This window comes from Streptomyces sp. NPDC097617 (assembly GCF_044761485.1).
In the GTDB taxonomy this organism is placed as follows: Bacteria; Actinomycetota; Actinomycetes; order Streptomycetales; family Streptomycetaceae; genus Streptomyces.
The window spans coordinates 265,363-278,609 of record NZ_JBIWCL010000005.1 but is presented as its reverse complement, the minus strand read 5'-3'; the positions used below and the strand labels follow the sequence as shown (position 1 = coordinate 278,609).

Here is a 13,247-nt window from a genome sequence, read left to right as displayed (position 1 = left end):
AGGGGGGGGTCCTGGGACCGGGGTCCTGGTTCCGGGCGTCTGAGACGATGGTCGGGTGAATGAGATTCCGCGGGGCGCACTTCAGGAGCAGACCTTCTACGAGCAGGTGGGCGGCGAGGAGACCTTCCGCCGCCTCGTCCGGCGCTTCTACGAGGGGGTCGCGGAGGACCCGCTGCTGCGCCCGATGTACCCGGAGGAGGACCTCGGCCCCGCCGAGGAGCGGTTCGCGCTGTTCCTGATGCAGTACTGGGGCGGACCGAGCACCTACAGCCAGCACCGCGGGCACCCGCGGCTGCGGATGCGGCACGCGCCGTTCCAGGTGGACGCGGCGGCCCACGACGCCTGGCTGAGCCACATGCGGGTGGCACTGGACGAGATGGGCCTGGCGCCGGAGCACGAGGCGCAGCTGTGGAAGTACCTGACCTACGCCGCCGCCTCGATGATCAACACGGCGGGCTAGCGGGCCGGCGGACCAGCAGACCGGCGGGCTTTACGGGGGTCAGACCGGCCGGACCTGGAGGGCGCCCAGGCCGCCGGTGACACCGGGGCGGCGCATGGCGACGGAACCGTACGGGGTGCGCAGCCGCAGCCAGGTCCCGGCGGCGAGCAGTGCCACGGGGGCGGCCGCGCCGGGGCCGCCGGACGCGGGGCCGCCGGATGCAGGGGCAGGAGCGGGCACGGCCGTCCGTAGCGGCCGCAGGAAGCCCAGGGACTGCGCGGCGTGCACGGCGCGCAGCGGGAGTTCGGTGTCGCCGAGCGTGCGGGACCAGATCTCGCGGCCGATGCGGTCGCGCTCGGAGCGGGTCCGGTGCTGCATGGGCAGGGCCTCGTCGCGGGCCCGGAACTCGGCGACGGCGGCGGCCACGGCCGCTCCCATCGCCTCGGGGCCGGGCAGCCCCGGAACCTGCCGCCAGCCGCCGCGGGGCGGGAGCACCCCGGCCCAGGGGGGTCCGGTGACCGCCCCGGGCACGCCGGCCTCGGCCGCGGACTCGTCCACGGCCTCCAGCAGCTCCCCGGCGGACACCGTCAGGTCCAGCGGCATCGCGACGGGCGCGGCGAGCCGCACCGTACGGATGGCGAGGATGTCGAAGGACGGCGGCCGCCCGAAGACGGCGAGCGCGCCGCCCCCCGCCTGGAGGCGGACGGCGGCGGCGCGGTCGTAGTGCACCAGTCGGCCCAGGAAGGCGGCGAGGTCCGCCGCCTCCCCGGAATCGGCGAAGTGCAACCGGTCGTTCATGCCGCGAGGGGTCCGGTCGAGGACGCCGGCGCGGGCTCGTCGAGGTACTCCTGGAGGAAGCGCTTCTCCTCGGCCGTGATGCGGCGGGGCCGCCCGGCGGCGAGGTTGTAGGGCACGACCACGGTCTCGGCGCGCACGTAGACCGTCTCGGGCGCGTCCTCGGTCGCCTCGTCCTTGACCTCGTAGCGAATGGTCAGGGACGCGGCACCTATCCGGGTCACCCAGGATTCGATGAGGACCGGCTCGTGGCGGTGCACGAGGGGCAGCTTGTAGTCGATCTCGTGGCGGGCCACGACGGAACCGCCCGTGAAGGACTCACTGCCCTCCCCCGGCGCGAGGCGGAACATGAAGTCGATCCGCGCCTCCTCCAGATAGCGGAGGAAGACGACGTTGTTGACGTGCCCGAAGGCGTCCATGTCTGCCCAGCGCAGGGGGCACCGGTAGTGGTGTCTGGCCATGGTCTGTGACCTCAGCCCTCAGCCTCGGGTGAGCTTCTTGTAGGTGGCGCGGTGCGGACGGGTGGCGTCCGCACCGAGCCGCTCGATCTTGTTCTTCTCGTACGACTCGAAGTTGCCCTCGAACCAGTACCACTTGGACTCGCCCTCGTACGCCAGGATGTGCGTGGCGACTCGGTCCAGGAACCAGCGGTCGTGGGAGATGACCACGGCCGCACCCGGGAACTCCAGGAGCGCGTTCTCCAGCGAGGACAGGGTCTCGACGTCGAGGTCGTTGGTGGGCTCGTCGAGGAGCAGCAGGTTGCCGCCCTCCTTGAGCGTCAGCGCCAGGTTCAGACGGTTGCGCTCACCACCGGACAGGATGCCGGCGGCCTTCTGCTGGTCCGGACCCTTGAAGCCGAAGGCGCTGACGTAGGCGCGGGACGGCATCTCGACCTGGCCCACGTTGATGTAGTCCAGCTCGTCCGACACGACCGCCCAGAGGGACTTCTTGGGGTCGATGTTGGCGCGGCTCTGGTCGACGTACGAGATCTTGACGGTCTCGCCGACCTTGACGGAGCCGGAGTCCGGCTCCTCCAGGCCCAGGAGCATCTTGAAGAGCGTGGTCTTGCCGGCGCCGTTCGGGCCGATGATGCCGACGATGCCGTTGCGCGGCAGCGTGAAGGACAGGTCGTCGACCAGGACCTTGTCACCGAACGCCTTGGAGAGGTTGTTGACCTCGACCACGATCGAGCCCAGACGCGGGCCCGGCGGGATCTGGATCTCCTCGAAGTCCAGCTTCCGCATCTTGTCCGCCTCGGCGGCCATCTCCTCGTAGCGAGCGAGACGGGCCTTGGACTTGGTCTGGCGGCCCTTGGCGTTGGAGCGGACCCACTCCAGCTCTTCCTTGAGGCGCTTCTGGCGCTTCTCGTCCTTACGGCCCTCGACCTTGAGACGCGTGGCCTTCTTCTCCAGGTAGGTGGAGTAGTTGCCCTCGTACGGGTGGGCGCGACCGCGGTCGAGCTCAAGGATCCACTCGGCGACGTTGTTCAGGAAGTACCGGTCGTGGGTCACGGCCACGACGGCACCCTTGTACTGAGAAAGGTGCTGCTCCAGCCAGTTCACCGACTCGGCGTCGAGGTGGTTGGTGGGCTCGTCGAGGAGGAGCAGGTCCGGGGCCTCGATCAGCAGCTTGCAGAGCGCCACGCGGCGCTTCTCGCCACCGGAGAGGGTGGTGACCGGCCAGTCGCCGGGCGGGCAGCCCAGGGCGTCCATGGCCTGCTCCAGCTGGGCGTCGAGGTCCCAGGCGTTGGCGTGGTCCAGGACTTCCTGGAGCTTGCCCATCTCGTCCAGGAGCGCGTCGGTGTAGTCGGTCGCCATTTCCTCGGCGACCTCGTTGAAGCGCTTCAGCTTGGCCATGATGTCGGCCGCGCCGTCCTGGACGTTCTCCAGGACCGTCTTCGACTCGTCGAGCTTGGGCTCCTGCATGAGGATGCCGACGGTGAAGCCGGGAGACAGGTACGCCTCGCCGTTGGACGGCTGCTCCAGCCCCGCCATGATCTTGAGGACGGTGGACTTACCGGCGCCGTTGGGGCCGACCACACCGATCTTCGCGCCGGGCAGGAAGTTCAGGGTGACGTCATCAAGAATCACCTTGTCGCCGTGCGCCTTGCGCGTCTTGCGCATGGTGTAGATGAACTCAGCCAAGAGAAACCGTCCGGCAGATCGATGGTGGGCAGATACACCCCATCTTGCCAGTCGTCCATACCCCGGGGCGAATGGGTAGGTCAGGGGCCCCTGACCTGGGGCGCGACCGGAGGGCGGGCTCACGGTCCGGTCACCGACGGTCGCCACCGGCGGGCACCGGCGGGCACCGGCGGGCCCTGCGCTCGGGCTGTTTGCGCCGTCGGCCGCCTCCCTATCCGTACCGGCTCCGGAGCGGGCCGCGGCAGGATGCCCTGGAGGACGAGCGGAATGACACCCGGGTCGACCACCGAGCAGGCGTACGAGCAGACGAACCGGCAGACAAACGGACAGGGAATCCGCGGGGGTTTCAGTGGGAAGCACATTGATCGCGTTGGCCGTGGCCGTCGTGGGTGTCGCGGGGGAGATCCGAACGGACTTCGGTCGGCTCTGGGAACAGTTGGGAGCGGATGCTCGGCGCCATGCGGGCCGATCTCGGCGTCGAGGACGCTTCCCCGGTCAGGGGCTCCTGACCGGGGAAGCGTCGGGCGCCCCGTACGGAGATCCGGGTTCCGGCCGCCGGCGGCCGGCCGGTCAGCGGGGGCGGTAGACGGTCAGGGCGCCGGGGAGCTCGTCGAGGACGAGGGCGGTCGGGGCCTCGGCGTACTCGCCGTCGTAGGCGAGCGGGGTGCCCGGCGGGATGTCCCCGATGCGCAGGCTGCGCAGGCGGGTGGCCACATGGACCGGGGAGCGGCTCAGCGGCCCCGTGAAGGCGGCGGCCAGGAGCCTGGGGCCGGGCCGGCCGCCGCCGTGGACGAGGCGGAGGTCCAGCAGGCCCTCGCCGAGGTTGTCGCGGCGGCGGGGGGTCGGGCCGGTGCCGTGGTAAGTGCCGTTGCCCGCGAAGAGCAGCCATACGCTCCGCGGCCGCCCGGCCAGCCGCAGCCGCACGGGCCGCTGCGCGCGCAGCACCCGCCAGGCCGCCAGCAGTGCGGCCGGGCCGCCGCCGATGCGCGGGGCCCAGCGCAGCCGGTGGCCGAGCAGCTCCGGATACGCGCCGATGCTGAAGTTGTTCAGGAAGTAGCCGGGCTCCCCGCCGGGGCCCGGGGAGAAGCGGCCCACGCCGACGCGGACGGCCTGCCCGTCGGCCACGGCGCGACAGGTCGCCTCGGCTCCGGCGAGGCCGAGATCCATCGCGAAGTGGTTGAGGGTGCCGCCGGGGAACACGGCCAGGGGCACCCCGGCCCGCAGTGCGGCGGTGGCGGCGGCGTTGACCGTGCCGTCGCCGCCACAGACCCCGAGCACGGTGGCTCGCGAGGCCGCCTTCGCGAGGGTGGCGGGCAGCTCCGGCCCCTCGCACTCGATCACCTCCGCCTCGGGGAGGCGGGTGCGCACCATGTCGAGACCCGCGGCCGCGGCCGTGCCCGATCCGGTGTTGACCACCACGGTGAGCCCGGCCCCGTCGGGCAGCGCCGGGGCTCCGGCGGCCGGCCGCTCGTCGCCCGGCACGACCCGGGCCTCCTGCGCGTCCCGCGCGAGGCGGCGTACGACGAACCCGGCGGCCACCCCCAGCGAGGCGCCCGCGAGCACGTCGGAGGGATAGTGCACCCCGGTGTACACGCGGGAGAACGCCACGGCCGCGGCGACCGGGGCGAGTGCCGCGCCCCAGCCCGGGGACGCCAGCGCCACGCCGGTGGCGAAGGCGAAGGCCGATGCCGAGTGCCCGGACGGGAAGGAGGTGGTCTGCGGCTGCGTGGCCAGCTGCCGGGTCACGGGCACGCCCTCCAGCAGCGGCCTCGGCCGGCGCACGGACCACTTGCCGACGGTGTTGATCGTCGCGGAGGCCAGCGCCAGCGAGGCCACCCCGCGCACAGCGGCCTTGCGGGCGCCGTTCGATCCGAAGACGGCGATCGCGGCGGCGGCGCCGCCCCACAGCACACCGTGGTTCGCGGCCCGGCCGAGCCGCGGCAGCGCCCGGTCGGCCCCGGGCCAGTGCCGCTGGGCCACCGCGTCGAACAGCCGGCGGTCCCATCGCGCGAGGGTGCCGGACCAGGTCAGTGGTTGATCAGCCATCCTGTGCCACTACCCCGGGCGGCGGATCCGAATCGGGGCCCACGGCCACTCGGCCCAGCCGGAGCGGGCCACCGGGTACGCACGGGTTCTCACGGCTTCGCGCGGGTTCGCACGCGTCCTGCGCCCCGGCCCCGCCCCACCGGAGCGCCCTACGCCCCGCTCCTATGCCTCGTCCTCCTCGTCCATCGGACGCTTGCGCAGGAGCAGCACCACCAGACCGCCCAGGACGACGAGGCCCACCGCCAGGGAGGCGATGACCGGGGTGGCCGCCGAACTGCCGCTGGTCGCCAGCCGCTCCTCGTCCGGGGAGGTCGTCGGCACCGCCGCGGACGACGCGCCCATCACCTCGACCGCCGAGCCGGAACCGGCGCCCTCGGTCGTGCCCGAGACCGTGCCCACCGCCGTCGCCGGGGGCTGCGGCCAGACGGCCGTGGCGGTGGCCGCGGCCGCGGACTCGCTGGAGCCGGCCACGATCTGCGCCTGCGTCGGCAGCTCGCCGGTGAAGACCCGCCCGACCGGCACCTTGGTCGCGCCCTGGACGGTGACCGAGGCCGTCCCGTCGGGGGTGCCCGCGGGCACCTCGAAGTACAGCCGGCTGCCGTTGACGGCGGTGGTCAGTGGTTGCCCCTCGGCGTCCACCACGCGCACCCCCATCGCGACGGCCGCCGCGTCCGGGATCACCGAGACGCTCCGCGCCCCGGTGCGCACGGTCACCGGCCCGAGCCGGGTGCCCACGGCCCCGGACACGTCACCCGGGTCCAGCCCGAGTGAGGCCGGCGGTTCCGGGAGCTGCCCCGCCGCCCGCTGGAGATAGTCGGCCAGCTTCTCCGCGGCCGGGTCGGTGGCCTCGACGTTCACCCCGTCCGCCAGTCGCCAGATCGCCACCTGGGTGCCGGCCGCCGCGCTCTGCGCGGTGAGCGCCCCGGCCCCGGCCGCCTTGGCGAGCCCGGCCAGGTCGTTCAGCTGCGGGTAGGAGTGTTCCAGGACCCAGCGGATCCGGCCCGCCTCCCGGTTCCCGGCCAGCGGACTGCCGCCCCAGCCGCTCTCGGTGTACCGGGCCTGCGGCTGGGCGTTGCCCGTCACGCCGACCCCGTAGGTCTGGAGCATCCCGCCGCCGTCGACCCGCATCTCGTAGAGCCCGGCCGGGATCTGCCGGACCGACCCGTCCCCGGAGCGCAGAACCGCCTGCCCGTACGTCTTCAGCCCGTCCAGCACGGCGCTCGCGCCCTCCGGTGACCTGGGCGCGACCGGGCCGGAATCGGCGGCCGCCCACGCTCCGGGCGCCGCGGTGAGGGCCGCGGCCAGCAGGGCCGCCGCCAGCGGCCGGCGCGCGGAGCCCCGTACCGCCGCGGGAGGTTCGAGACAGGAAGGAACCGCCGCAGGCGCGTGAGCCGGCGCACGCGCTGGCGCAGGCGCAGCAGCGGGCGCGTCCGCAGGAGCGGAATCAGGAGCGGAGGATGCGGGAACGGCAATCGACACAGTCTTCCCCTTCGGGCCAAAGACCCAGGTGCCCGTGAGTACCGGGGAATCCTATCGGCCTCGAACACTCAGACCACCGCCGCCTTCTGAGTGACCATCAGCGGCGTGTCCGTCCGCACCACGCGCCGGAAGGCTGCGGTCCCGCGATTCAGGTCGTGTCCGATGGCCGTCGCGTCGATGTCCGCGGAGAACCACCGGGCGCCCTCCCCGTCGGGCGGGTCCTCCCGCACCCTCAGCCGCCCGTGCACCACCAGCGGCTCACCGACCGATACGGAACCGGCGAGGTTCACCGCGAGCGTCCGCCGCGCCCACACCGTGTAGAAGCTGGTGCTCCCATCGATCCAGGTGTCCTTGCGGCGGTCGAAGTACCTCGGTGTGACCGCGAAGCGGAACCGCGCCGCCGGGCCGTTCACCGTCTCCTTGTAGTCGATCTGCGTCGCCACACAGCCCACCAGCGTCACCTGGGTGTCGTACATCCCGGCTGCCCTCCCCCGTGGTTCCCGCCCGCACGGTCATCCGTACGAGCCCTCGTCCGGACCGTCCGTACGAGCTGTGAACCATGCTGGGGCAGTCCACCGACACCCGCTCGGGCCTGTGGATTACTCGCTGGTTGTGGACAACTTGCTCCCCCCTGCGGCCACGGTGGCGTACTGCTCCCGCACCTCGCGGTAGCGCAGCAGCTCCGCCGCGACCGGCTCCAGGACCTTCGCCCGCCCGCATCCGGCCGCCGCCTGCCGCAGTCTGCGCTCCGCGTCCTGCCCGTAGCGCCGCGCCGGGCCCCGGGCCGCGATCGAGCAGGACCACTCCACGAGCGGCCCGCCGATGATGCCCGCCACCATCAGCAGCACTGGCGGCAGCAGCCTCGGTTCCAGGACCCCGACGATCTGCCCGACCAGCCACAGCCCGCCGAAGATCTGCAGCAGGGTCATGGCCGCCTGGGCCAGCACGGCCGCCGGCCACCACGTGGGGCGCGGCGGTCTGGCGGTCGGCACCGCGACCGCCGCCCCGAGGGTCACCGCGATCTCGTCCAGCGCCTCCGGGAGCCGCTCGGAGCCGCGCACCGCGGTCTCCCGAACCGCCTGCGCCCACGGGTCGGGCAGCCCGGAAACCGCCTCGTCGGCGACGGCCCGGACAGCCTGCTCCACCCGCTGACGTGCGGTCACCTCCTCCTCGACCGGGGCCTCGGCGACCGCCGACCCGCCGCGGCCGCCGATCGCCGCCAGGGCGGCCAGACCCGCCAGGGTGCGCGGCGCGCGACGGCTCTCGTACCAGCGCCACAGCCGAAGCCACGGGGTCCCGCACGCCTTCCCGGCATTGCGCCGCCACGCGCGCTCGGCGGCGAGGCCGACCGCGTACGCCCCGACCGCCTCGGCGAGCCGGTCCTCGAACTCGGCGCGCGCCGCTTCCCCGATCTCCGGCCCGGCATGCCCGTCCGCCACGTACAGCGGGCGCAGGCGCACGGCCGCGCGGTCGACGTCGGCGGAGATCCGCCGGGTGGCCGCGCCCTTCTCCTGGGTGAACTGTCCGAGGAGCTCGCGCAGTTCCCCGACGCCCTCCCCGGTGAGCGCCGACAGTCCGAGGACGGTGGCGCCGGGCTCGCCGTGCTCGCCGAGCGCGATGCCGTCGTCGTCGAGGAGCCTGCGCAGGTCGTCCAGTACGAGGTCGGCGGCCTCACCGGGCAGCCGGTCCACCTGGTTCAGGACGACGAAGGTCACCTCCGCGTGCCCGGCGAGCGGCCGCAGGTACCGCTCGTGCAGGACGGCGTCCGCGTACTTCTCCGGGTCCACCACCCACACCACGGCGTCGACCAGCGCCAGTACGCGGTCCACGTGGTCCCGGTGCGCGCCGACCGCCGAGTCCAGGTCCGGCAGGTCGACGAGGACCATGCCGCGCAGCGCCTCCGCCTCGGAGGTCTCGCGGGGCCGGCGCCGCAGCCTTCCCGGGATCTCCAGCCGGTCGAGCAGTCCGGCGGCGCCGTCCGACCAGCTGCACGCGATGGGGGCGGCGGTGGTGGGGCGGCGCAGGCCCATCTCGGAGATCTGCACACCGGCGAGTGAATTGAAGAGAGTGGACTTGCCACTTCCGGTGGCCCCGGCGATCGCGACGACCGTGTGCTGGGGTGACAGCCCGCGGCGCGCCGCCGCCTCGTCCAGGACCCGCCCGGCCTCGGCGAGGGTCTTGCCGTCGAGCCGGGTCCGGGACAGTCCGACCAGCTGGCGCAGCGCGTCGAGGCGCAGCCGCAGGGCCTGACCCTCGGGGCTGAGCGGCGGCGCGGTCGACTTGCCGCCGTCGCTGCCGGCGCCGGAGACGGCCCGTACGAGCGCGTCGTCGCCCTCGTCGCCGCCCTCCTCCTCGCTCCCGTCGGCGGCTCTGGGGCGTGAGCGCGCGATGAGTCCGTCGTCCCAGCGGTCGTCGGTGCGGTCGGTCAGGGCGGTCACGGCGTCACCTCTCCTTCTGCAGTACGGACAGCGCGGCAATCAGCTCGGCCTGTGGTTCCGGGGTCACTTCGAGCGCCTCCAGCGGGGCGAGCCGGCGGTCGCGTTCGGCGCGCAGCACCTGGTCGAGGTGGTCGCCGACCATTTCCCCGCCCCGGTCGCGCAGCCGCAGGGCGGCCTGCGCGCCGATCCGTTCGGCGAGCTTCTCCCCTGCGGGCCGGGCCCGTTTGCCGCCGAGGAGGGCGGCGACGAGCAGGGCGGCGACGCCGTCGGGGTCGGGGGCGGGCTGCTTGTCGAGCTTGCCCACCTCCTCCTCGGCGAGTTCCTCCAGGACCCGCCGCCACCGGCGGACGGCCACGCCGATGCGTTCGCCCGCCTCCCGGTCGGGTGCGGGCAGCGCGACCGCACCGGCGGCCGGTTCGCGCCGCCAGGCCGCCGCGATCCGCTCGTCGGCGGCGGCGACGGCGCACTGCAGGAGCGCGGCGAGGGATTCGGCGAGCGAGTCCAGCAGTTCGTCGGCGCTCGTGTCGAGCGGGTAGCCGCGCCACCGGGTCAGTGCGTCCCCGGCCAGTACGGCGCCGTGGTCGAGGCGGTTGCGGACCCGCTTGCCCTCCCGCTTGTACGCGTCCTCGACGGCCGAGGTCAGCCGTACCGCGGCGGCGTGCTGGGCGGCGACGGCGGAGGCGAGCTCCGGCATCCGGCGCCCGAGGGAGTCCAGCGCACCGAGCGCGGTGCGCCCGACGGCGTGCTGCCGGGCGGCCGGGTCCTGGGCGTGGTGGGCGAGCCAGGCGAACAGCGGGGCGACGGCGCTGGCCGGCAGGAGCCCGCCCCCACCGGCGGACTCGGGCAGTTCGGGAACGGTGAACCGCGGTACGTCGCCCAGTCCGGCCTTGGTGAGCAGGGCCCCGTACTGCCGCGAGACCTCGGCGAGCACCTGGTGCGGGACCCGGTCGAGGACGGTGATGAGGGTGGCTTTGTACTGCTTGGCGGTGCGCAGCAGGTGCCAGGGCACCGCGTCGGCGTACCGCGAGGCGGTGGTGACCATCACCCAGACGTCGGCGGCGCAGATGAGTTCGGCGGCGAGGGTGCGGTTCTCGACGACGAGGGAGTCGATGTCGGGCGCGTCGAGGATGGCCAGGCCGCGCGGCAGGCTGGAAACAGTCTCGATCCGCATCTCGCGGGTCGCATGGGTGTTGGCCGGTCCGCGATCGCGGACCCGGGACTTGGCGGCGGGGGGCACCTCTTCTTCCTCGTGCGGCACCCAGACCCGCATCAGGTCGGGCAGTACACGCATTCCGGCGAACCAGTGGTGGTCGTCCGGATGGCAGACGAGCACCGGTGTGCGAGTGGTCGGGCGCAGCACCCCGGCTTCGCTGACCTGTCGGCCGACGAGGGAGTTGACGAGGGTCGACTTACCGGCCCCGGTGGACCCGCCGACGACGGCGAGCATCGGCGCCTCGGGCGCCTTCAGCCGGGGTACGAGGTAGTCGTCGAGCTGCGCGAGCAGCTCGGCTCTGGTCTGGCGGGCGCGCGGAGCGCCGGGCAGGGGCAGCGGCAGACGCACGGACGCGACCCGGTCGCGCAGGGCGGACAGGGCATCGAGCAGCTGAGGCCGAACATCCAAGGTCACCACATGCGAAGAATGCCCAATTTGGGACCATTTTTGAAGCTTATACGTCCTCTGCGCGCCGACCGCGACTCCAGTGGGACATTCTGGGCACGACGGACGAGTGGGGCGCAGGCATAACGAGTGCACAACACCAGGGGCGACGCGGCGCAAAAGCGATGCGAGAATCGCACCTGCCTGCGATTATCGGGACCGCTTCACCGAACCTCCACATCGTGGCCCGCGAGTGAAGCAACCGGGACAAGGCAACCGGAGCCCTATCCTTGACCCGGCACGGACCTCAGCCCCACCCCCACCAGGGGCTCCAGGCCCACCAAGGCCACCACCGGCCCCCGTAGCTCAGTGGATAGAGCAGGTGCCTTCTAAGCACTTGGCCGCAGGTTCGAGTCCTGCCGGGGGCACCACTTCCGCACCACCGAAGCCCTCCCTCCGCGGAGGGCTTTCGTGCAGGTCGGAGCAGCTTGGACAGCGCCTCGTAGCGACACGGTAAGGGCTGGGCCCGCTGCGGACCGCATCCGGCGACCACCGTCCCCCATCCGGCCGATTCCGGCTGCGCGCACGAGCCGCCGACCGCAACATCAGGCCGTTCCGAACCACTTGGGGGGCGGGACGTCAGCGAGTGTCCCGCGCCGGGCGGTACTTGTAGTAGGCCAGAAACATGTCCACCCCGGTCCGGCTCAGGGCCGTGGCGGTCTCCTGGGGCAGGCCCACGCCGTAGGCGCTGACGGGATGCCGCTGGTCCTCGAACTGGCCGCGGGCCGCCTGCGCTCGATGGGCGTCGCCCTCGCGGGCCGGCTCTTCGGCCGGGCACCGGCCGCGCCCTGACCGCCGGCCGCGCCCTGACCGCCGCCCGCGCCCTGAGCCCCGGCCGCGCCCTCGTCCCGTACCGACTTGCGGGAAGGCCGGGGATGCGGTTGCGTCGAAGGAGGTGGGTACGTGGTTTCCGTCTCCCCTGGGTTGGGGGTGAACCGTCGTGCTGTTCACCCATCGCGCGGATGCCGGCGAGCGGCTCGCCGAGGCGCTGCGGCACCTGACGGGTGAGGATCCCGTCGTACTGGGCCTGCCCCGGGGCGGAGTCCCGGTCGCCTACCGGGTGGCCCGCGCGCTCGGCGCCCCGCTCGACGTGGTCATCGTCCGCAAGCTCGGTGTCCCCCACCACCGCGAGCTGGCCTTCGGCGCCATCGGCGAGGGCGGCGTACGCGTCATCAGCGAGGACATCGTCCGCGGCGGCCGGCTCCGCCCGGAGGACCTCGCCGAGGTCGAGCGGGCCGAGGAGCAGGAGCTCGCCCGGCAGGCCCTGCGGTTCCGCGGGGACCGGCCGCGGGTGCCCCTGGACGGGCGGACCGTGATCGTCGTGGACGACGGGATCGCGACCGGCGCCACGGCGGCGGCCGCCTGCGAGGTCGTCCGGGCGCAGGGCGCGGCGCGCGTGGTGCTGGCCGTTCCGGTGGCACCGCCGGACGCCGTCGCCCGGTTGGGCTCCGTGGCCGACGAGGTGGTGTGCCTCTCCACACCGCACGCCTTCCGGGCCGTCGGCGAGTGGTACCAGGACTTCTCCCAGACCCCCGACGAGGAGGTCGTCTTCCTGCTGGCGCGGGCGGCGGCCGATCCCGTCACCCGCCCGCCCGTGCGGTCCGTGGCCGTCGAGGTGGACGCCGGCGACCTCACCCTGCCCGGGGACCTCGCCCTGCCCGAGGGCGCCGGGGCGGTCGTGGTGTTCGCCCACGGCTCCGGCAGCAGCCGCCGCAGCCCGCGCAACCGGTCGGTGGCGGCGGACCTCAACCGGGCGGGTCTCGCCACCCTGCTCCTCGACCTGCTCACGCCCGCCGAGGAGGCCGACCGGGCGCATGTCTTCGACATCGAGACGCTGGCCGGGCGGCTCGCGGACGCCACCGCCTGGCTGCGCGGCCGTGCATCCCTTCCGGTCGGCTGGTTCGGGGCGAGCACCGGAGCCGCGGCGGCGCTGTGGGCCGCGGCCTCGGACCCGGACATCGGCGCCGTGGTGTCCCGCGGCGGCCGGCCCGACCTGGCCGGCCCGCGGCTCGCCGCCGTACGGGCCCCCACGCTGCTGATCGTCGGCGGCCTGGACACGACGGTGCTCGACCTCAATCGCCGGGCCCGGCGGGAGCTGCGCTGCGAGAACCGGCTGGAGGTCGTTCCGGGGGCCACCCACCTCTTCGAGGAGCCGGGCGCCCTGGACGAGGTGGCCGGCCTGGCGCGCGCCTGGTTCGCCCGCCACCTGACGCCATGACCCGCCCTTGCCCCCCTGCCCCCGCGCCCCG

10 protein-coding genes and 1 tRNA gene are annotated in these 13,247 nt (G+C 73.7%); 3 read left to right on the top strand and 8 right to left on the bottom strand.

Features of this window, described 5'->3' with window-relative positions; translation table 11 throughout:
* The first annotated feature begins 55 nt into the window (after positions 1-55).
* The gene (locus ACIQZO_RS12280) at positions 56-460 is read left to right on the top strand and encodes a globin (protein ID WP_403624047.1); all 405 of its coding nucleotides are present in this window, start codon (positions 56-58) and stop codon (positions 458-460) included.
* A 39-nt stretch (positions 461-499) separates the two neighbouring features.
* On the opposite strand, the gene ACIQZO_RS12275 is transcribed toward ACIQZO_RS12280, so the two are convergent.
* From ACIQZO_RS12275 to ACIQZO_RS12240, 8 genes are all read right to left on the bottom strand, one after another.
* Entirely contained in the window at positions 500-1,237 is a 738-nt protein-coding gene (locus ACIQZO_RS12275) for a hypothetical protein (protein WP_403624044.1), read from the bottom strand.
* Positions 1,234-1,695, bottom strand: coding sequence for an acyl-CoA thioesterase (locus ACIQZO_RS12270; protein ID WP_403624041.1), 462 nt, complete (start codon positions 1,693-1,695; stop codon positions 1,234-1,236). Before ACIQZO_RS12270 ends, ACIQZO_RS12275 begins: the two co-directional genes overlap by 4 nt.
* Before the next feature lie 18 nt (positions 1,696-1,713).
* Positions 1,714-3,378 (bottom strand): energy-dependent translational throttle protein EttA, encoded by a 1,665-nt coding sequence (gene ettA / locus ACIQZO_RS12265; protein WP_403624038.1) that lies wholly within the window; start codon positions 3,376-3,378, stop codon positions 1,714-1,716.
* A gap of 570 nt (positions 3,379-3,948) precedes the next feature.
* Complete coding sequence (locus ACIQZO_RS12260) at positions 3,949-5,424, bottom strand: bifunctional phosphatase PAP2/diacylglycerol kinase family protein (RefSeq protein ID WP_403624036.1); 1,476 nt, start codon at positions 5,422-5,424, stop codon at positions 3,949-3,951.
* Between the two features lie 162 nt (positions 5,425-5,586).
* Complete coding sequence (locus ACIQZO_RS12255; protein ID WP_403624034.1) at positions 5,587-6,639, bottom strand: thioester domain-containing protein; 1,053 nt, start codon at positions 6,637-6,639, stop codon at positions 5,587-5,589.
* Positions 6,640-6,971: 332 nt separating this feature from the next.
* Positions 6,972-7,379, bottom strand: coding sequence for a single-stranded DNA-binding protein (locus ACIQZO_RS12250; RefSeq protein ID WP_403624031.1), 408 nt, complete (start codon positions 7,377-7,379; stop codon positions 6,972-6,974).
* A 123-nt stretch (positions 7,380-7,502) separates the two neighbouring features.
* Entirely contained in the window at positions 7,503-9,341 is a 1,839-nt protein-coding gene (locus tag ACIQZO_RS12245; RefSeq protein ID WP_403624028.1) for a GTPase, read from the bottom strand.
* A gap of 4 nt (positions 9,342-9,345) precedes the next feature.
* On the bottom strand, positions 9,346-10,962 hold the full coding sequence (locus tag ACIQZO_RS12240) for a dynamin family protein (RefSeq protein WP_403624026.1): 1,617 nt from the start codon (positions 10,960-10,962) through the stop codon (positions 9,346-9,348).
* Between the two features lie 331 nt (positions 10,963-11,293).
* Between ACIQZO_RS12240 and ACIQZO_RS12235 the strand changes: the two genes are divergently transcribed.
* Together ACIQZO_RS12235 and ACIQZO_RS12230 are read left to right on the top strand one after the other, a co-directional pair.
* Positions 11,294-11,369: transfer RNA gene (locus tag ACIQZO_RS12235), tRNA-Arg, on the top strand.
* Positions 11,370-11,938: 569 nt separating this feature from the next.
* Entirely contained in the window at positions 11,939-13,216 is a 1,278-nt protein-coding gene (locus tag ACIQZO_RS12230) for a phosphoribosyltransferase family protein (RefSeq protein WP_403624023.1), read from the top strand.
* The last annotated feature ends 31 nt before the right edge of the window (positions 13,217-13,247 follow it).